Below are 21,462 nucleotides of genomic sequence, written 5' to 3'. Positions count from 1 at the left end.
CCCTGAATTTATCATTTTTTATTCGAACTTATTATTTTTAATTCAGCTTATAATCTAGAAGTTGTTTGATTTATATTTTTTAACTCTTAATAGTTGATGTGTCGGACTCTTCTTTAAATAGCTAAGAAATACTTTTAGTTGTAAAATGTATTGATTCCAACTTGTCAATTCATTAAGATTAAACTAATACGCTTACTGCTTCTAACAATCGTTCTTTTTTCTTTTTGAAGAAATTTTCTTCTTCGTATTGATTTGAAATCAGAGTTTTTGCTCTGGTAACGAAGTGTCGTTATAGCATTTAATCAGCTTAATTTTTGAAATTTTTAAAAATTAATTATTGAATTAAACACATAAGGAACATGGAAAAGTCAGAAATTGAAAATGTTGTTCGTGAAAGTGTATTAGAATGTGCTGATGAACAAGGATGGGTAAACCTTGCTAAATTGGGGCCTGTCTTAAAAGCCAAGGGGATTCATTACGGTAAATTATCTCGCTTTTTTAATGATTATACACACATGTTAGAGTTGAGAACCGATTCGGAAATCCAGCCCCCTGTAGTTTATGCCCGATTAAGTCAGGTATCGGAAACTGTTTAAAACATCTAAACCGGCTCGTATTAGCCGGTTTTTCTATCTCTTAATTCTCTTTCTTAAGCATGTCATCCTCCTTGTTTGAGCTTGAAGAAGTATTGTGCTTTTCTGGTACAACTCCGTGCATATTTTGGCCAACAAAATCGTGTGGGAATTTTTCAACTCCGGGGAATCCCAACTTTATATCTCTACCATTGTAAGGGATGTAATCTGTTCTAAAAATATAATCCCAAACACTTAGCGTAATGCCAAAATTTACACCTACTGGCCTATCTTTGGGCAAATGGTAGGCGTGGTGCCAAATGTGCATTTGAGGAGAGTTAAAAATGTATTTGAGTGGACCTAGGCTAAGTTTAAAGTTTGCATGGTTAAAATGCCCCCAAGCTAAAGTAAACATATGTACAAGAAAGAAATCGTCAATCCCAAAACCGATCATGCTGAGCGGAATGTATTCAATGGTTCTATAGAATACATTTTCGAACCAGTGGTAGCGTAGGTGAGCAGCAAAGCCCATTTGTTCAACTGAGTGATGTATTTTATGAAACTCCCAGAAAAAAGGAACTTTGTGTAAGGCACGGTGTCCCCACCAATGAATAAAATCTCTTACTATAAATAATGTAAATAACTGGGCGACTCTAGACCATTGCTCTATTTTAATAGCAATGATGTTGGTAATGCCGAAAATGCCAAGAAAGTCATTAAATAGATTTACAAATACATCTGAAAGCGCATTGTAAACCACAAGGGAAAACAAGAAAAAATTAAAGAACATGTAAAAGAAATCGAGCCAGAAATCTTTTCTGAATCTGGCTTGCTCTTTCCGCCAAGGTTTAAATATTTCCATTGCAAAAAAAGCTGCCGAAACCAGAATAAGCATATAGAAATAATTTTCCCACCAAGGCTTATAATCATACTGGAAGGTAATCTCATTCCAGAGGTAATTTGCATAGCCTTTATATGCATTTATGATGATTGCTAAGTAATGTTCCATATGATTTAGTCTTCTAAAACATACCAGTCTACGTCTTTAAGTGGAGCACGTCTTCCTTTTTCTTGCGGAGCATAGTTTTTAGCCAAATACTCCAAAATTTTATCTTCGTTGTTGCCTAAATCCCAAAGTTTTTGCTCAGCCTGCATCCAGCGAATCATAGTGAGCCAGCCTTCTTTGTCAGCCCTGTTTTGTGTAATTAGTTTGGCCGAATGGCAAGCAGTACAGTTCTGTACTATCAGCTTGTAATCTGTATCTGCAATGAGTCCGGTAGATACATGTATGCCATCTTCCACTTTTTCTTCTGCTTCTTGTGCAAGTACTTTATCTTTATTCATTGCCCAGGCTTGTTCTGCGTCTTTTAGTTTGGCGAGTTTTGCTTCATTAGCTGGAGCTGCAAACTGAAAGTACAGAAAGAGGCCGGGAACAAGCATAAAGAAAACAATGGCCAACATAAACAGGAAGCCTAAAGAGCTAAATAACTGGTCAATTTTTTTATTTTCATTCTCCATATCTTATTTTCCTGTTTAGTCTCTCACTTTTACTGCGATACGATGGCAAGCATTGTTTAAATATCCACGAGGATTCCAACCAGGAACCACCATTGGCTGCATTTTACCTTCGGAGTCTGTGGCTTTTGCCCAAACTTCGTAATAGCCTTTTTCAGGAAATTCGATTTCTGCATTCCAATGTTGCCAAGCAAATTTGTTGTTAGGTTTTTCTAGCTTACAGGTTTTCCAAGTTGCTCCAAAGTCAATAGAATAGTGCATCTCAGACACATCGTTTTCTCCTGCCCAAGCATGCCCTCTAACAGAAAGTTTTTTACTTTTGCTAATCATGGCACCAGATCGCGGATAAGTAATTAAAGATTTTACTGGCATCGATTCTATTATACACATGTCTTCTTCTGCTACTTCAGTTCCCGGTGCTACTGTTTTGCACGGAACTTTGTAAGACATTCCCGTCATTTTAGGGCCATCATGTACGATATTTCTAATAGAGATTTTACTAAGCCATTTACCACTTGTTGAAGCTGGCCAACCACCAAAAACAAGTCTTAGCGGATAACCATTCATCACTGGTAAATCTTCGCCATTCATAGACCAAGCGATAAGAGATTCTTCTTGCAAAGCCTTCCACATAGGAACTCCTCTAGAGATTACTACTTTTTTTGGATCTCCACTCAAGTGTACATCTTTGCCGTAGTAACCGATATAAACTGCATCGTCTTTAATGCCGCAATCTTCTAATACATCTTTCAATCTTACGCCTGTAAAAGAGGCACAGCCAACAGCTCCGGTTGTCCATTGATTACCTTTTGCAGGTGGGTTATACTCACTGCGTCCGTTTCCACCACATTCTAGTGTAAGCTCGTATGTATATTGTTTAAATTTGCTTTTGAGTTCTTGTAGTGTAAAAGTTTTAGACTCTTTTACAGACTCTCCATCTATGGTTAAAGTCCAGTTAGCTACATCTATATTTTCTGGTACAAGCCCATTATTTCTTACAAAAAATTTATTTCCGGGAGTAAGTTTGTCATCGAGTAGGTGAGGAGGGGCTTCGGCATTCCAAGGGCGGTCGTTTAGTACTATAAGTTCGGGATCTTTACCCGGAATTTCGAAAGGTTTTTTGCTATTTGCCAAGGCGGCAGGGATTAAGCCAGCAGGCATATTTTCTGCAAAAACGATTTTTCCACCTAAAAAAGCTGCCATTGTAGATAGTGCTGCTTTAGAAATAAAGCCTCTGCGCGATAAAAATTTATCTTTTGGTGTTAAATGTTTTTGTTTTCTTCCCCACAAAAGTTCGTCTGCTTTAATCGGGTCTTTTGCATATAGTTCATGAATACCTTTAATGTTTTTTTTCTTTTTCATATAGCGGTTATGGAAAAAAATATTTTTCAGCAAAAAGTAAAGTCTGTTTAATTTAATTATTTAAAAAATCAAAACTATCCGGATGTACTTCTCCTGTAAATATATCTATAAATGAACATCTATTTATTTGACATAAGTTCGGTTTGTCCGGATAGTTTTATTTGTAGTCTGATGCGTTAATTAATCCTCATCAAACCAGTCTGCATACATTACATAATTGTTGGCTGTTCTATCGAAAACAGCTCTTAGTCTGTCGTCAAGCGGTTTAATTTTTCTGGCAGGTGTACCCGCATACAAATAGCCAGATTCCAAAATGGTATTCTCCAAAACAACAGCTCCGGCTGCTACAAAAACATTTTTTTGTACTACTGCTTTGTCCATTACAATGGCTCCCATTCCTATAAGAGAATAATCTTCTATTGTACAACCATGGATAATTGCATTGTGCCCGATCGAAACACCATTACCAATGGTAGTAGCAGATTTTTCGTAGGTACAATGGATTACGGCTCCATCTTGAATATTGGTTTTATTACCAATTCTGATGCTGTTAACATCACCTCTAATAATTGCCTGGAACCAGACACTGCAATCGTCACCCATGATTACATCTCCAACAATTGTAGCATTGTCTGCAAGGAAGCAATTCTGCCCCCACTGAGGTAAAATACCTTTTACTTTTTTTATCAGTGCCATGTGAATTATTTTTTTACTTTTGCTTTAAATTTAATAATCAATTCTTTAAAAAAATTAAATAAGGGATAAGATATGGCAAGGATTCTTACTGGAATTCAGAGTTCTGGCAAGCCTCATCTGGGAAATATACTTGGAGCGATTAAGCCGGGTATTGAGTTGTCTGAAAAACCTAAAAATGAGTCTTTCTTTTTTATTGCAGACTTGCATTCTTTAACTACAATTAAAGATGCCGAAGAGAGAAAACAAAACGTGTATGCGGTAGCTGCTGCATGGCTTGCATTTGGTTTCGATACGGATAAGAACACATTTTATAGACAGTCGAGAATAAATGAGGTTTGTGAGTTAACATGGTATCTTAACTGCATGACTGCTTATCCTATGCTGGCAAATGCGCATTCGTTTAAAGATAAATCTGATAAGTTAGCCGATGTAAATGCGGGTTTGTTTACTTATCCGGTATTAATGGCTTGCGATATTTTACTTTATGATGCTGAGTATGTTCCGGTTGGTAAAGACCAGAAGCAGCACATAGAAATGACCAGAGATATTGCAGTAGCTTTTAATAACAGATTCGGTGAAACTTTTGTTATACCACAAGCCATTATCGATGAGAAGGTAATGACTGTTCCAGGAGTTGACGGGCAGAAAATGAGCAAGTCTTATAACAACTACATCGATATTTTTCTGGAAGGAAAACCGCTTAAAAAGCAGGTAATGAGTATTCAAACGGATTCTAAATCTTTAGAAGAGCCGAAAGATCCTGACACTTGTAATGTGTTTAGAATATACTCACTAATTGCAGAAGAAAGCGATATAAAGGCGATGCGTGCTAAGTACGAGGCGGGGAATTACGGTTATGGCCATGCAAAAAAAGAGCTGCTTGAATTAATAACTGAGAAGTATACCAATGAGAGAAAAATCTATCATGATTATCTTAATAATTTGGATGCGCTCGAAGAAAAATTGAAGCAAGGAGAGGAAAAAGCAAGACAAATTGCTACCGTAACTTTAGAAAAAGTAAGAGCGAAACTAGGTTTTAGTTAAGCTTTAAGTTTCATCTGTGTTTTCATAAAGACAAATTAGAATATTTTCTGACTTGTTAATGGGATATGTGATGGATTTTTACTTATATTGAAGATAAAAAATTATATTTTTACTGAATCATTTCATTCAAGGATAAATTAAGCTGCTCCATCAGCTATAAATAAATAGGGCTTTATGAAGTTTATAGTATCGACATCTACATTGCTAAAGCAAATATCTTTATTAACCGGAGTTATCCCTTCTAATCCGGTAGTACCTATTCTTGAGAATTTCTTATTCGAAATTAAAGACGGGATTTTACATATAACTGCTTCGGATTTACAAACAACAATTATTACTACGCTAGATGTAGAAACTGAAGAAGATTGTAATGTAGCAGTACCGGCTAAAATGTTAGTAGATACACTTAGAAACTTGCCAGAGCAACCAGTAACATTCACTATAGATTTAGACACTTACAGTGTTGAAATTAGTTCTGACAATGGTCGCTACAAATTATCAGGAGAGAATGCTACTGATTTTCCTAAAGTTCCTGAGTTAACTCGTTCTGATATGATCGAGATACCTACTGATGTAATGAGCGAAGCCATCAGTTATACATTATTTGCAACCAGTAACGATGAGATGAAACCTGCAATGAATGGTGTTTATTTCAACATTACTGAAGAGAATGCAAACTTTGTTGCTTCAGACAGTCACCGATTAATCAGGTACAGAAGGGAAGACCTGAAGGCAGACTTCGAAACAGCAATTATTATCCATAAAAAAGCCCTCAATTTACTAAAAGCTTCATTACCTACAGATGCAACTTCTTTAACACTAGAATATAATAGTGCTAATGCGATTTTCTCTTTCAAAAATATTAGACTGATTTGTAGATTAATCGACGAGCGTTTCCCTGATTACGAAAATGTTATTCCTTTGAATAATGATAATCAGGTGGTGATTGATAGAGCTGAGTTATTAAGTACTTTAAAGAGGATTGTAATCTATGCTAACAAATCTACTAATCAAGTAAGATTTAAGATTACAGGTAATGAAATGCAGGTTTCTGCTGAAGACCTAGACTTCTCTAATGAAGCAACTGAAAGATTGTTCTGCGATCATGACGGTGCTGATATAGAGATTGGTTTTAATGCTAGATTCCTTATTGAGATTCTAACAAACCTTTATTCTGACAAGGTAATGTTCCAGCTTTCTGAACCAAGTAGCGCTGGATTAATTATACCGGTAGAAAAAGGAGATAATGAAGATATACTCATGCTGGTTATGCCTATTATGCTGCATAACTATGTATGATAACGAATGTTAATTTTTAGTTAAAAATCTTCGGAGACACGCTTTTTTTCAAGTGTGTCTTTTTTTATGCCCTTCTAAATGCTGCTTTTGAGCAAACCATTGTTTTATCAAGTTAAAATTGTATAATTCTAATATTATGAAATTCATAATTGTTCGCTTTGGTGTCCGCTACCTGACAACCGTGTTCATAATCGTACAAATTGCAATAGGTCTGAAACAGGCTTGATAAAATTAAGAGTCTGTTATTCAGTAAGTTAATAGTGGTGGCATCCTATTGGTCTATAGGTTTTACGTCAGATTAATTATTATAAAAACAAAAATATAGATCATGAAACTCTTAGTAAACAGAATTCTTAAAATTTTCATCTTATCATCAATTGTACTTTCTTCATTTGTAGCATCTGCTAACAACGACAACCCAGGGGATAAAAACAAGATCGAAGAGTCTGCTAAAATAGAATATAGCATTTACCCGATCATCAATTCAAATAAAGTTAGAGTTGCGTATCAGAAAACTGGAAATGAAAAAGTAACAATTAAGATTTTTGATGCTAAGAAAAACTTATTATTCTCAGACGTACAGAAAAACGTGACGAGTCTTAAAAGAAATTATAATCTTGAAAACATTGGAGATGGAACATATTATATTAAAATAATTTCTGGTGATTTTGAAACAGATCAAAAAATTCATGTAGGTAGCCGTGAGAAGAACTTATTTAGCGCTTACTTATCTCCAGAGTTAATTAAAAATAAAGTAAGAATTGCATTCCAACATGCTCAAGACCCAGTAAGAGTGTCAGTATTAAACGAAAAAGGTTCAAAACTTTACGACAAAACAATAACTGATACTCAAAACTTTAGCAGCCTTTTCAACTTATCTACATTAGATTCTGGAAAATATACAATTAATATTTCTAGCAATGGAAAGGTAACATCAAACACTTACGAGATTAAATAATCAATTTTTTCATACCCTATAAAGGAGCAACCAGTTTTTGGTTGCTTTTTTTATGTCTATATGTTTCAACTGGATTGAGGAATACTATTAATCCAATTTCCACTCAACTTCTCCATCTTCAAATGAGAAGATAATCATTCTTTCTCCTTTAAGATTTTCTTCTAAAGTAATAGACTCTGCGTTACAAATTCTATGAGAATTTTCTCCAAGTGAAATAGAAAAATCTCGTTCACCAATTACTTTATCGATAAGCCAAGTTTTTTCAATTACTTGAATTTGCGGCATAGCAATGGGGCTTTTGGCGATTTCTTGTATTCTAATGTTTTCACTAATTTCTTGATTACAAGACCTATCTGTTCCTGTTATTGTTGTGATTATAATTATAAAAGGAATCATCATTGGAAGCATACTTAGAATGATGAATGAAATTAAAGCTCCAACATATATTTTAATAATCTTTTTGTTCCAGTAATAGTAGATTATATAGGTAGTTAAGCTAAACCATATCCAGAATAGAATTCTATCTGTCCAGTATCCACGGTAAGATATTTCCCAATTGATATAAAGTATTATATCTGTTAGTAGTAGTGATGATATAGAGAGATATGATATTAGTACCTTGAAATTCATGATGAATAAAATTAAAGGAGTAATATAAAAAAGGAGAACTGATTATCAGTTCTCCTCTTCTTTATGATATAATTTATTGCTTCCTCAATTATTCTCCTTCTATCTTTCTTTTTCTCTTTCTGTTTGACTTAAGCTCTGGCTTACCAACATACTCAAGTACAGAAGGGTCGCAAATCATATCCATTGTGTAATCTTGTCTACCTCTATAAAGTAATTTGAACTCGGTTCTTCTATTAAAATCGTTTTTACAGTTATCAGGTTCGTTATAAGTAGTATCTACTGGAAACTGGTAAGTATAAGCACACTCTTTAATCCTATTTACATTGATGTTATAATCAGGGAAGTTATTTACGATAAACTCTCTTGCAGCCATGTTTCTTCTTCTTGATAATGCCTGATTATCATATCCACCATTTAATGGGCACTTGTCTGTATGAGAACTGATTTTAAGGAGTAAGTGATCATAGCGGTTCATTACAGTTGCCAGTTTTGTAAACTCTTCTTCTGGGTTTACAATCTCACCTTTACCTTTTGTAAATTCATTAGTAGCAAAATTGTAACGGATGTTTCTAATAGTTGTAACATCCTTAACCAAAATTCCACTTCTTCTAAATAATTCTATCAGTCGCTCTTGGTTTTCTTGTAATTCCATTCCCTTTAACTCAATCAATTCATCATTAAAGAATTGTAGGGTGATGTTTGGCCCTTGGTCTGTATCAACTAAGAAGTTGCCATTCTCAGAATAGAATAACTCGTATAAGTTGTTTGCAGAAATTGGTGTACTTTCGTTTAGTTCAGTTACTTCTTTGTTGAAGTTGATAAAGATTTGCTGCTCACTTTTCACATTTGCGAGAATGATTAACTCTGCTTCTGGACTTTTTTCTAGACAAAGGCTTACTTTAAATATACCATCTGCAGGAACTTCGCTTAGGTTTGTTATAAGATTAGCTTTTGCAGGTCTGTAACCTTCAAAAGATGCAAAAACAGTGTATTCTGTATCTAGTGCAAAGCTACTGAACATAGTCTTGCCATCAGCATTGGTAGTTTTTGGACCTAATCTGCGGCCTTCAACTGGGAAAAGAGCAACATTAGCATTTTCAAGTGGTAGTTGAGTTTTTTGATCACAAACACTAACCTGAATCTTTAATGTTCTAAACATGAAAATATCATCTGTAGAATCTCTATCAGAAGAAAAATAACCAAAGTTTCCTTCTTTATTCAGCACAAAACCAAAATCATCTTTTATTGAGTTTACAGAGTTTAGTGTGTCTTCATCATTCTTCATATTTAATGGTGTAGACCACACATCTTCTAAATATGCAGACTTGTAGATATCAAGACCGCCGATACTTTCTGGTTTGTTAGATGAAAAGTAAAGTGTTTTTTGCTCTTCTGAACTAGTGTGCAAGAATGGGAATACTTCGTTACCTTCTGTATTGATGCTTGCTCCAAGGTTTTCTGCATTTGAAAACTGCAGTTTATCTATATCGAAATCAGCTACATAGATATCTGAGTTACCAAAACTACCCGGAATCGGTGCATCAGAAGAGAAATAAATCTTTTTGCCATCGGTACTAATTGAAGGGTGACCTATAGAATAATCTTCGCTATTGTATAAGAAGGCATTGTCTCCTGTAAAATTAATTTTCTGTACAGACCAATTTCCAACACTATCTTGCTCAGCAAGGAATAGTTTTAAGGTGTTGATCTCTTTCTTGCCTTTGATCTTTACATTGCTAATATCTAGATAGGTGTTACCAGTAAAAATAAATTTGTCCCATCTTCCAGGAAGGAAAACCATTGGACCTTCATTGTATTTTTTTGATCTAGTATAGTTGATAAACTTACGAGTAGAACCACTTATAGAATCGTTAGTAGCTACAGCTTGAGTAAGTGAAGTATCGAAACCAAAATAGTCGGCAGAATCTAACTTTGTGATGTATAAATCAAGTGTAGATCGTTGCTCGCCATTAAGTGTTTTTACTTTTTCGCCTTCAAGGTTTCTGTCTGAAACAAAAATTACAGAATCTTTTTTGTAGAATGTTGGGCTAAACTCAGAGCTTTGGTCTCTGTTTACACCAGCAGAAGTTAATTTTCTTAAAACATAAGTTTGTTCTTCTAAGAAGTTAGCTCTGTCTATGTTCGGGTCTTCCTGCATTACGAAGGTAAATTTCTCAAACAGGTCTTTAGCACTTAGGTATTTACCATTTTCATTTAATAATGCCTGAGCATAATTAAATATATCTATCTCAAGAATTTCGTAATTATCTGTGAGGTATTTGTATGGAGATGAGGTGATTTCTTCACATTTCTCATTGAAGTTAACTACTTCAATTTTCTCGTCTAATAAAGTAATATCTTTTTCACTTAAGAATTTGCCATACCACTCAAGGGCTTTTTCGTTGTCTTTTGCTCTAAAGTACGATCTGGCGATTTGTACATCGTAACCGTTTTTATCATTCAGTTTAGAGTAATGTCTTGAAAGTCTGTATAATCTCGCTGCCTCTACATCATTTCTATCACAGTATTTTGCATCGGCAAGTTCTTTTATATCAACATCGTAGCCATATGCTTTGTAGTAATTTTTTCTGGCTGCTGAATAGTTACCTAATTCTAAATAACACTGAGCAATTTTGCTGTAAGCATCTTCATTAATTGCAGCGTCTGAATTGTTCTTTTTCTTATTCAGTTTTTGAATGTCTTTGTAGATTCTGGCAGAAGATTGGAAATCTTTAGTATTGTAAAATAGCTCTCCGGCAACTTGCTTATATAGTTCTATTTTTTTTGCCGCAGTAAGTGAAGTGTCTTTTTTATAAAGCTTGATGTATTTGTCTACATACTTTACAGCTATGTCGTATTCAGTTTTATCTTTACTTCTAACAAGCTGGTTAGCATAACCCAAATAAGCTTTGCCATGCAACTCTTTTACTTCTTCTGCATATTCACCTTTTTTAGGAAGCTTCTCAATTTGATTGATGGCTTCCTTATACTTATTTTCATCTAAAAGTACTCTTGCATTTTCCAGTTTTGCCTCAATATCATCCTGAGCTGTAGCTAGCAGGCAGTATGACAGGAGAAATAGTAATGTGAGTATTTTTTTCATAGTGTCTAATGACTGGATTTATTAGAAATATCTTGGTGTTAATAAAATGTTTTTCTTGATACCGAAGCGATAGTTTAATACAATTTCGTGCGTTCCGTATTGTTGGGAAAACAGCTCTGTATGTGTTAAATCGTATGAATAACCTATTCTAAAGAAAGGTTGCGGTAGCTGGAATTCTGCAATAATACTAAATGCATCTAAAGATCGGTAAGAAGCACCTATCCCAAATTTTTCGTAGAAGAGAAAATTTGCATTTAAATCTAATTGCATGGGTGCTCCATCTACATATTTAAAAAGCACATTCGGTTTAAACTGTAAGTCTTCAGACATCTTAATTACATAACCAGAATACGCAAAGAAGTGACGCTGATATTCGTAATATGGCATTGTTGCTCCATTTGCCTCAATCGTATACTTCATTAAGTTAGGAGCAGAAAGTCCTAAAAAGAAGCGGTCTGTATAATAGAATAAACCTGCACCGATTTGAGGTTTTGTAACTGTACCTATGTCTTGGTTTAATGGGTCATCCATATCTTTTGCATCTACCGGATCACTTTGGAAAGTAGTTATACCAGCAGACATACCGAAAGATAATTTACCTAAACCCATTGGAATACGATAAGCATATGATCCCATAACCATATTTCTGGTTGTATTACCAATTTTATCTGCAATTACATATCCACCAACAGCACCTCTATCGATTGCCAAAGGTGCATGAGCAGAGAATGTATGTGTTACTGGTTTTTCAGATGAAGTTCCAGTCCACTGAATTCTAGTACCAGCAGTAAGTGAAATGACCTCGTGAGCCCCGGTAAAACCGGGGTTAATTGCAAGGCCATTAAACATATATTGTGTATATATTGGGTCCTGCTGCGAAAATGCAGCTGCACATAACAGCAGGATGTTAACTAAGATCAGGCTAATTTTTTTCATAATCTTGTTTAGTTAGTTTATTCGGACTCTGTATTATTCTTTATCAGTACCTCTAACTTCTACATATTTCGATACTTCGGTATCACTGTCCAAGTGAACTATGCACAGGTATGTTCCGTCTGGTACTTGGTCGCCAATGGCAATACCAGCGTTTTTGTTTACCTGTCCAGACCAACCTCTTTCAAGATTATTTTCATAACCATTGATTTCGAATACTAGGTTACCCCATCTGTTAAAGATTTTCACTGTATTGTTAGGATAACATTCTATTCCATCAATCCAAAGGAAATCGTTCTTTTCGTCACCATTTGGTGTAATTAGTTCGTAAATTTTGAAAGTTGATACACTCAAGTCAACACTTACTGTAGCAGTGTCACAAACTCCACAATCATTACAAATACTGTATTGGAACTGATCTGTTACTGAAGTTTCTAGGTTTGATGGACGAAGATAAGTAACTATACCTTCATCGCTAATACTTACTGTAGCTCCAGCCTCGGTAGTTGAACTTCCGATGATTGAGAATGTAATTGCTTCACAGTCAATGTCGATTGCATCATTTTCAATTACTGATACTTCCAAGGTTTCTTCTGAGCAATCTTCCATGCTGTAGTAATCATCTTCTGCAGAAGGAGGTGCACAAACTTCTGAACATTCGTCTGTTAAGCATTCTTCTATGTTGAAGATAATCGTGTCTTGTACATAAGTTGCCGGAGTATTTTCACAAGACTCACAAACGGCATTGTAAATTACTGTATCAGAACCAACAAAAGCTGTATCGTAAAGAGTATAAGTGAATGAACCGTCTTCTTCAAGTACAATTTCACCAGCTGTTGGGCTTAATATCAATTGAGTGTGATAAATGATGTTGCTGCAATCTTCAGACTTGCTATCGTTTGTTGAGATATTTCCAGTGTAAGTATCTGTACAACTGAAAGTATATACATCAGTTTCTAACATTGGACTACCAGAACAACAAGCTGCAATGTCAATAAAGATTTTAGCAGTATCAGTAACAGACTCTTCACAACCATAGCAATAAGCGGTATAAGTAACAGTGTCTTTGCCTACAAAGCTTTCATCGTTCAATGTATAATTTAGCATACCATCTGCACTAATTATCGGTGTGCCAGCACTTGTGTTTACTTGGTCTATGATATTGAATACAAGACTGTCGCAATTGTCTGGTTGTATATCGTTTTCGATAATTGAGTATGTAAATGAAGGCTCGCAGTTATCTACTTTAATATTATCATTGGTAAGTATTGGAGTAGGGCATACACAACTTTCTATTTCGAAATAAACAGTTGCTGTATCGTATGCTGCAGTTTCTCCCTCACAAGTGTAGCAATAAGCTCTATATTGAAGTGAATCTGTACCTAGATATGTAGTATCTGTTAAAGTATAAGTAAATGAACCATCAGATTCGATCACTATATCTCTATAGCTGTTTGAGCCACTTCCTATTAGTTCGAATACTAAAGAGTCGCAGCCAAATGGCGGAATATCGTTTACTGAAACATTACCTGTAAGGTAAGCTTCGTCACATTTTAACAGACTGTAAAGGTCATTTTCGAGTGTTGGAGCAAAACAAGGAACCGAATCACAAGCTTCGATGGTAATAGCAACCCAAGCAGTATCTGCTGCTCCAGCTTCTCCAGCACATTCCATACAGCTTACAAAGTATCTTAAACTATCTGTGCCTAGGAAGTCATCATCTGTAAGTGAGTAATTTAAAATACCACCAGCAGTAATACTTGCTATACCGTGCTCAGGATTATATTCTGTATCTAGTGAATAGATCAGACTATCACAAGATTCAGGTTTTACATCGTTTAGCGCAATGCTTGCAGTGAAATCATCGTCACATTTTTCGTAAGTAAATTCATCTGCGTTTGCTTCTGGTATATCACAAGTTTCACATGCTACTATATCGATTACTACTGTTGCAGTATCATAAGTTTTTACTTCATCATCACAAGACGCACAGTAAGCTGCATAATCGAATGATACTGTTCCTACATAATCTGTATCACTTAAATCGAATGTAAATGCACCAGTCTTTTTCAAGGTAATGATTCCTAGAGTAGGGTTATCACTTCCAACTAAAGTATAAACAAGTGAGTCGCAACCAGCAGGTAAGGTATCGTTATAACTGATGTTTCCGCTGAATTTAATATCGCAATTACTTAATTCGAATGAGTCGTTTCCTAATTTAGGAGCTTCGCATTCATCGCAAGGGTTAACAGTTATATTAACAGTTGCTGTATCGCTTAGAATATCGCAAGTCGCAGATTCAGTACTTAAAACATAAGTGAATGATGCTTCACCTGAGAAACTTGCGTCTGGTTTGAAAGTAAAGAAACCAGTAGCTTCAAATTCAGTAAATGAGAAGTAAGCAGAATCTTCTCCTTCTACGCTTAATACATAGAACGAAACCAAGCCTGAGCAAGCTGTTGTAGAATCGTTTGCAAATACGCTTCCTTGTAAACTATCTGCACAAGCAATTAATTTGAAGGTATCATCAGCAGCAATTGGATCAATACATACTATTTCATCACAAGGCAATACATTTAGATATACAGTCGCTTCGTCTTTAACACCACAAGGGTCAAAAATTGAATAAGTAAATTGATCTTCTCCTGTGTAACCTTCTTCAGGTGTATAAACAAAACTTCCGTCTTCTTTTACTACCACCGTACCATGCTGTGGAGAGGTTACTAGAATTGTATCAGCGGTAAGTTCGTCACCATCAGGGTCAGAATCATTCTTCATAAAATTACCAATGTAATCCTGATCAGATGTAACATCTATCGTATCGTTTACTGCTACTGGAGGGTTGTTGCAAACAAGTGATTCATCAGTATGATCTGAAGCTTTAATTGTAATCATTCTATCAGTAAGTTCGCTTGGTACAACTCTTACTTCAACAGTATCTCTTTTATATTCTCCATCTATTAGATAAGCAGGGAATCTTACTTCAACAATATATTCTGTATCACTACCACCAGAAAGACCGAAGTGCACGATTGAAGGGTCTTGCGTACCGTGTCCGTTACCACCGTTTACTTCTCTAACACCACTTAATGTATTACCACAGCAGTTTTTAAGTTTAACTGTAGCACCAAGAGCCATTCTTTCTTTACCTAAAAAGTTTCCGTTGGCATCTCTGTTTTCTACGATTTTTACATTTAGATAATCAGTATTATTCAGGTTGTTTTCCCAATACTGGTTAGGTCCATCGTTGATGTTTACATATAAATCAAGGTCACCATCATCGTCAAAGTCTACAAACACACAACCTTCACCATCAGCATTTAGGTTAATACCTCTATTATCTAATTTAAATTCGAATGCACTACCATTGTTAGGCCCTTTAACAGGGTCGTTTAATTGGTTGATATATAAGAATGAAGGGCCACTATCATCAGTTAAGAAAATATCAATGTCACCATCGTTATCAATATCACCACAAGCTAAACCGTCAATTTCATTACCAATGTTAGATGGAATACCTGTAATGCTACCAGGCATAGCTGTAAAACCAACTTTATCTTTTCTATATATTACAGTTGAATCAGCCGCAGTCCATATTAAATCAAAGTCTCCGTCATTATCAAAATCATAAAGAGAAACAGCACCTTTATTATCGTTGTTAGCATTTTGAATGTCAATACCATCGATAAAAGTACCTGGCTGATTTGGGTTATTTACTGCAAAATCGAATGGGATATATTGGTTTTTTCTAGCGATTATATCAATAAAACCATCGTCGTTGTAGTCAGTTACTGAAGCATAGTCACCATCACCAGCGTTGTTAGCTCCTTCTGGTAAACCTGTTACAGATGGTGAAACATATTCGAATTGAGCAGTACCAAAGCCTTTGTTTTTATAGATCTCCATTGCCCAGTTGTGGTTCTCAATAAAGAGGTCTAAGTCACCATCGTTGTCGTAATCTAATACGCCAATACCTTCGGTGTTCATACCGTTAGGGATACCATTTGGAGGGTTGGCATCTCTTAAGCTTTCAGTATATAATACAAAGTTAGGTTCTTGGTTGGTGCCTTTACCAAAAGTATAATTGTTGGAAGGACCATTATTTAAGTAAACTTCTAATCTATAAGCAGAGTTTCTAATAAAGTCATTATAACCATCGAGGTTAAAATCGGCAATTACCATAGATCTTTCCATCACAGAACCTCCTGGCAAATCACCAGTGATACAGCCCAAACATTTTTCGGCTGTTACATCGTCAAATGAGGAAGTTGCTGGATTAAAGAAATATACTCTGGTTCTATGGTCAGCGTCATCTTGATAGGTGTTAACTATAAGATCCAGATAAGTATCTCCATTTAAATAACCAAAAGAAAGACCGCCATCTTTAATACCATCCAGATCAAGTCCGTAACCGGCCGCTTTTTCTGTAAATGTGTTTTGTGCCTTAATGCTGGTTAAGAAAGATAAATTTAACAAAAGGAATAAACATAGCTTGGTATGCATCTTCATAACTACAAAGTGGTTTAGCATTAGATTTTAAGGTAATGTTTTGCTAGTTTCAGTTTTTTTTGATGTAAGTAATTTTTTGCATCAAAACTATTTATTCAGAACTCCTATACAATACGTTTTGTAATATAAACTCGAAATTACTGCATTTTATAATATCTGGAGCAAGTAATTAAATATAATTAACAAGTAATTGGGAAGAGAGCATTTAAAATAGCTTTTTGTACGTCCCACAAAAATGATGTAATATGTGAGATGCTTATTTAAAAAATTTAATAAGGTGTAGATGTAATAAAGACAAGACTTATCAAAAAAATGAAAAAATAAAGGCCTAAATTACTTTAGACCTTTAAATAAATATGATTTTTTATTAAAAAACTGAACTTTCTATAAATTTTCTACTACTGGTTTTTTATCAGTTTTTTTAAAATCGACCCTTTCTAACCTTAAATAATTCATAGAATTAGGTTCTAAGCCAGTTACCTTTTTTTGTAGAATTCTTAATACTTCATCGTAAAATAGAATTATTACTGCACAATCGTCTAAAACAAGTTGTTCCATTTGGTGAAAAAGCTCAAATCTTTTCCACGAATTTTGCTCATGCTGCACAGCCTCATACAACCTGTCAAACTCATTGTTTACATAATGTGTTTTGTTTGGGCCAGTAGGAGAAAAGTTTTGGCTATAAAAGCAGGTAAGGTAATTTTCTTCATTAGGATAATCTCCTAACCAAGCACCTCTAAAAAAGTTAACATTACCATTATCGACTAAATCTTGATGTTTTACGAAAGTATTTAGCTCAATTTCTACGTCTATATTTAATACATTTTTCCATTGCCTTTGCAGATATTCAATCATTAAACTATAAAGTGGATTGGTATAAAGTTTAATTTTAGGGAAGCCTTTTCCTTCTGGGTAGCCTGCTTGAGCTAATAATTCTTTAGCTTTTTTCTCATCAAACTGGTAACCTATAACAGAACCTTTATGGTGTGCAGGAAGTGCAAATGGTACAAAACCCTCCGTTCCGGCTATACCTAAATTGTTTCTTAAAAAAGAAACCAGCTCTTGCCTGTTAATGGCATAGCTGAGTGCTTTTCTAACCTTTACATTAAGTAATGGATGGTTTTTATCTTTATATTTTGATGGGTCTAGCTGAAAACCAAGGTATTCTGTATTAAGGTATGGCATTTTTTGTACTCCATATCTATTTAATATGTCTTCTTTTACTGTACCATCTTTTTCTAGAATGTGCTCTATGGTATTTCCATCAACACCAGAAATAAAATCAAGTTTTCCTTGTAAGAAGGTGAGATACTCTTGTGTTTTATCACCTATAAAAGATATTTTAACTATATCTAAGTAAGGTAATGGGCGGAAGTTGTTATCTTTTCTCCAATACTTTTCATTTTTTCTTAAAATTAAACTGGTTCCTTCGTCCCATTCGCTCGGAGTTAAGGTAAAAGGTCCGGTTCCAACTGGGTTTCTGTCAAAGTCTTTTCCAAAATATGTAACTGCTTCTTCTGGAACAACAAAGGCATAAGGCATTGCCAATATCTGCATAAAAGAAGGAATAGCCTTTTTTAATCTTATTTTTAATTTAAACTTATCAATCGCTTTTATGCAATCTTCAGTATAGTTGCCATCTTCATCTCTTTCAAGTTTGTCGCTAAAAATCCAGCTACCGCTGCTACCTGTTTCGTGATTTAAGATACGTTTAAAACTATATTCAAAATCGTGAGCAGTAACTTGTCTACCAATGCTGTCTTTAAAAGCAACATTGTCATGAAAATACACATCTTCTCTTATATCTATAAGGTATAGCTTTCCATCTTCAGATATTGTCCAAGACTTAGCAATACTCGGGTGAACAGCCAAATCCTCAGTAAACTCAAATAAGCCATTGTAGATTTGAGAGGTAACCCAAATGTTTGCCTGATTTTTTGCTTGCGCCGGATCAAGCGAGCTTAAACCCTCATGTTGGTTGTATCTGAAAATTTTTAATTCTTTTTCTTCCTCCTGCAACTGTTCTGTACTTAAATTACTACATGCAGAGAGGTAAAATGTTAAAGCTATCAGAACTCCAATTTGTCTGATCATATCTTTAGTATTTATAGTATATTCGGTTATATTTGCCGATAATTTCATAGCTGAATTTTACTTTTGAATAAACGAGAACTAATTCAGCTTAGTGAGTCATTTGCTTTTATTGTTTTTTTGTTGATAGTTTTTGATTCAAGAAATTAGGTGCATTTGTAACTTTTATAGTTTAGTCAATGCATTTTAAGTGTTTGTTTTATTCCAGTAAAATAACAAGTGTAAAAATTATAACATCTTGATTATGAGCTGGATTTGCTATTTTTATACATCAGCTTTATGGGAAAAATCATTGCTGTAGCCAATCAAAAAGGAGGAGTAGGCAAAACAACTACAGCTGTAAATCTGGCGGCTAGTTTCGCAGCATTAGAATATAGTGCATTAATAGTGGATGCAGATCCACAAGCAAACTCTACATCAGGGTTAGGTATCGATCCTAAACAGGAAAGACCTACCATTTACAACTCAATGGTTGATGGTACACCTGCTAGTGATGTAGTTCATCCTTCAGATTTTGATTATTTGGATATCATTCCTTCTCATATTGACTTAGTAGGTGCTGAAGTTGAAATGATTGATATAGAAGGAAGAGAGCAAAGAATGCGTGATGCACTTGAGCCTATTAAAGACGATTACGATTTTATAATAATAGATTGTTCTCCTTCACTGGGTTTAATTACTGTAAACTCGCTTACCGCAGCAGATTCAGTTATTATACCTGTGCAATGTGAATATTATGCATTAGAAGGTTTGGGTAAACTACTCTCAACTATTAAAATTATTCAGTCTAGATTAAATACTGAATTAGTAATTGAAGGTATTTTGCTTACAATGTTTGATGTACGTTTAAGGCTCTCTAATCTGGTAGTAGAAGATGTGAACAAGCATTTTCAAGAATTGGCTTTTAAAACTATCATACCAAGAAATATTAAGCTGAGTGAAGCGCCAAGTTTTGGTTTACCTGCAATTGCACATGATGCAGAAAGTAAGGGAACAGTTAGTTATTTGAATCTTGCACAAGAAATTCTTGAAAAAAATAATATCAGCAAGTAAACTGAATTTTTCAATTTGAATAATTAAAACAGGTATGTCTGATCAAAAGAAAACAACATTAAAAAAGAGAAGTGGTACAGGAGAGAGGAAATCTTTATCATTAGGTAAAGGTTTGGGGTCTTTGCTTTCAGATGCTCCTAAAAAAGAGGATAATACTCCAAAGAGTCCAGCAGATATTTATAGAGTACCTGTAGATCAAATTGAAACTAACCCATTTCAGCCAAGGCAAGATTTTGATGAAGAGGCTTTAAAAGAGCTGGCAGACTCTATTGAAACGCATGGCATTATTCAACCAATTACTCTTAGAAAACTTTCCGAAAAAGAATATCAGATAATTTCTGGTGAAAGACGTTGGCAAGCTTCAAAGATTGCTGGTTTAGTAGAGATTCCTGCATATGTGCGTACTGCAAACGACCAGCAGATGCACGAAATGGCGCTGATTGAAAATATTCAGCGTGAAAATTTGAACCCAATTGAAATTGCAAATAGTTACCAAAGACTAATCTCTGAGTTTAACCTTAAACAAGAAGAACTAGGAGATAGAGTAGGAAAGAAGCGTGCAACTGTTACAAACTATCTGAGACTTTTAAGGCTTTCAGATGATGTTAAGGCTGCACTGAGAGATGGTAAGATAAGCATGGGGCATGCTAAAGAGTTAATCAATATAGAAAATATAGATCAACAGATTTTTGTACTTAATAAAATTATAGAAGAAGGACTGTCTGTTAGAAAAGTTGAAGCTTTAGCCAGAGAGTTAAAAAAGGGTAAAGAGGTTAAGCCTGTTGCAGAAAAGAAACCTGCTTCTGAATTTGAGCAAGAAATAAAATTGCTACAATCAAAACTATCATCGCAATTCAGTACTAAAATCAACATTCAAACTAAAGGAAAAGATAAAGGAGAAATTAAAATTCCTTTTCATTCTGTAGATGATCTTAATAGAATTTTAGAGCTTCTAGGAATTTAAAAAATCAACTTCTGGTTGAAGAGTAAATAAAGTTTGATTTTGCTTTTGAAACAATTGTATGCTATCTGTTAAAAAAACTGTTTTATTAACCCTATTAAGCATTTTAGCAAATTTCGCTTTTTCTCAGGTTGATTCATTAGAAAATAAAAGCGTTGAGCCTCAGAAGATTAAGAAAGAGAAAAAAGGGGCTACTTTTGAATTGGCAGATAGCACAGAACTCAAAAAAAATAAGCTTTTACCTGAAGAGGAGCTCGAATTAAATTCCCCTACAAAAGCTGCATTAATGGCAGCAGCAGTTCCTGGCTTAGGACAAGTTTATAACAAAAAGTACTGGAAAGTACCTATGGTTTATGGTGGTTTTGTGGTGTTTGCCTCATTAATTGATTTTAACAATGTAAGATGGGCTCTTTTTAGAGATGCACTTGCTGCCAAAACAGAAGACGAAGACGCCATTTTAGAAGACTCCAGATTACAGAACTATTCCACTGACCAGTTAAGAAGAGCTAGAGACTCTTATAGAAGAGACCGAGATTTAAATATTATACTCACTTTTGCTTGGTATGGCCTTACCATTGCCGATGCTGTAGTAGATGCTCACCTGAGTAAGTTTAATGTTAACGAAGACCTTTCAGCAAAGCTTAGACCTGGAATAATCGAAAACGATTTTAATAACCAGCCCATGGCAGGGGTAAAGTTTGTAGTATATTTGCACCCCAAACATTAATTATTCAAT

16 protein-coding genes are annotated in these 21,462 nt (G+C 34.8%); 7 read left to right on the top strand and 9 right to left on the bottom strand.

Annotated elements, in window-relative coordinates:
- Positions 1–359: 359 nt before the first annotated feature.
- Positions 360–596: an LOTUS domain-containing protein gene (locus OQ292_RS02865; RefSeq protein WP_284684540.1), complete on the top strand. Its 237-nt coding sequence runs from the start codon at positions 360–362 to the stop codon at positions 594–596.
- 40 nt (positions 597–636) lie between these two features.
- Here the strand turns inward: OQ292_RS02865 and OQ292_RS02860 are convergent, their stop codons facing one another.
- The 4 genes from OQ292_RS02860 to OQ292_RS02845 form a co-directional block, all read right to left on the bottom strand.
- Positions 637–1,581 (bottom strand): sterol desaturase family protein, encoded by a 945-nt coding sequence (locus OQ292_RS02860; protein ID WP_284684539.1) that lies wholly within the window; start codon positions 1,579–1,581, stop codon positions 637–639.
- Positions 1,582–1,586: 5 nt separating this feature from the next.
- Entirely contained in the window at positions 1,587–2,090 is a 504-nt protein-coding gene (locus tag OQ292_RS02855; RefSeq protein ID WP_284684538.1) for a hypothetical protein, read from the bottom strand.
- A 15-nt stretch (positions 2,091–2,105) separates the two neighbouring features.
- Positions 2,106–3,290: a sulfite oxidase gene (locus OQ292_RS02850; RefSeq protein ID WP_284685977.1), complete on the bottom strand. Its 1,185-nt coding sequence runs from the start codon at positions 3,288–3,290 to the stop codon at positions 2,106–2,108.
- Positions 3,291–3,629: 339 nt separating this feature from the next.
- Positions 3,630–4,145, bottom strand: a complete 516-nt coding sequence (locus OQ292_RS02845; protein ID WP_284684537.1) for a gamma carbonic anhydrase family protein — start codon at positions 4,143–4,145, stop codon at positions 3,630–3,632.
- A gap of 72 nt (positions 4,146–4,217) precedes the next feature.
- Here OQ292_RS02845 and trpS point away from each other — a divergent pair, with 72 nt between their 5' ends.
- The 3 genes from trpS to OQ292_RS02830 all read left to right on the top strand — a co-directional run bounded on the left by trpS (position 4,218) and on the right by OQ292_RS02830 (position 7,446).
- Positions 4,218–5,189 carry a tryptophan--tRNA ligase gene (trpS, locus tag OQ292_RS02840; protein WP_284684536.1) on the top strand — a complete coding sequence of 324 codons (972 nt, stop codon included), beginning with the start codon at positions 4,218–4,220 and terminating at the stop codon, positions 5,187–5,189.
- Between the two features lie 174 nt (positions 5,190–5,363).
- Entirely contained in the window at positions 5,364–6,488 is a 1,125-nt protein-coding gene (gene dnaN, locus OQ292_RS02835) for a DNA polymerase III subunit beta (RefSeq protein WP_284684535.1), read from the top strand.
- Positions 6,489–6,816: 328 nt separating this feature from the next.
- On the top strand, positions 6,817–7,446 hold the full coding sequence (locus tag OQ292_RS02830) for a DUF3244 domain-containing protein (RefSeq protein WP_284684534.1): 630 nt from the start codon (positions 6,817–6,819) through the stop codon (positions 7,444–7,446).
- Between the two features lie 87 nt (positions 7,447–7,533).
- Here OQ292_RS02830 and OQ292_RS02825 read toward each other — a convergent pair whose 3' ends face one another.
- The 5 genes from OQ292_RS02825 to OQ292_RS02805 all read right to left on the bottom strand — a co-directional run bounded on the left by OQ292_RS02825 (position 7,534) and on the right by OQ292_RS02805 (position 18,763).
- Complete coding sequence (locus tag OQ292_RS02825; protein WP_284684533.1) at positions 7,534–8,076, bottom strand: hypothetical protein; 543 nt, start codon at positions 8,074–8,076, stop codon at positions 7,534–7,536.
- A gap of 88 nt (positions 8,077–8,164) precedes the next feature.
- Entirely contained in the window at positions 8,165–11,179 is a 3,015-nt protein-coding gene (locus tag OQ292_RS02820; RefSeq protein ID WP_284684532.1) for a hypothetical protein, read from the bottom strand.
- A gap of 21 nt (positions 11,180–11,200) precedes the next feature.
- The gene (locus tag OQ292_RS02815; RefSeq protein ID WP_284684531.1) at positions 11,201–12,115 is read right to left on the bottom strand and encodes a PorP/SprF family type IX secretion system membrane protein; all 915 of its coding nucleotides are present in this window, start codon (positions 12,113–12,115) and stop codon (positions 11,201–11,203) included.
- Positions 12,116–12,148: 33 nt separating this feature from the next.
- On the bottom strand, positions 12,149–16,621 hold the full coding sequence (locus OQ292_RS02810) for an Ig-like domain-containing protein (protein ID WP_284684530.1): 4,473 nt from the start codon (positions 16,619–16,621) through the stop codon (positions 12,149–12,151).
- 384 nt (positions 16,622–17,005) lie between these two features.
- On the bottom strand, positions 17,006–18,763 hold the full coding sequence (locus OQ292_RS02805) for an ABC transporter substrate-binding protein (RefSeq protein ID WP_284684529.1): 1,758 nt from the start codon (positions 18,761–18,763) through the stop codon (positions 17,006–17,008).
- 228 nt (positions 18,764–18,991) lie between these two features.
- Here OQ292_RS02805 and OQ292_RS02800 point away from each other — a divergent pair, with 228 nt between their 5' ends.
- Genes OQ292_RS02800 through OQ292_RS02790 form a run of 3 tightly spaced genes read left to right on the top strand, consistent with a single transcriptional unit; the run spans position 18,992 to position 21,453 of the window.
- On the top strand, positions 18,992–19,765 hold the full coding sequence (locus tag OQ292_RS02800; RefSeq protein WP_284684528.1) for a ParA family protein: 774 nt from the start codon (positions 18,992–18,994) through the stop codon (positions 19,763–19,765).
- Between the two features lie 34 nt (positions 19,766–19,799).
- The gene (locus OQ292_RS02795) at positions 19,800–20,729 is read left to right on the top strand and encodes a ParB/RepB/Spo0J family partition protein (protein WP_284684527.1); all 930 of its coding nucleotides are present in this window, start codon (positions 19,800–19,802) and stop codon (positions 20,727–20,729) included.
- A gap of 58 nt (positions 20,730–20,787) precedes the next feature.
- Positions 20,788–21,453: a DUF5683 domain-containing protein gene (locus tag OQ292_RS02790; protein ID WP_284684526.1), complete on the top strand. Its 666-nt coding sequence runs from the start codon at positions 20,788–20,790 to the stop codon at positions 21,451–21,453.
- The last annotated feature ends 9 nt before the right edge of the window (positions 21,454–21,462 follow it).

The sequence above is a fragment of the Chondrinema litorale genome, assembly GCF_026250525.1.
GTDB classification, from domain to species: Bacteria; Bacteroidota; Bacteroidia; order Cytophagales; family Flammeovirgaceae; genus Chondrinema; species Chondrinema litorale.
The sequence above is the reverse complement of the archived record's forward strand: the minus strand, read 5'-3'. Positions and strand labels throughout refer to the sequence as shown.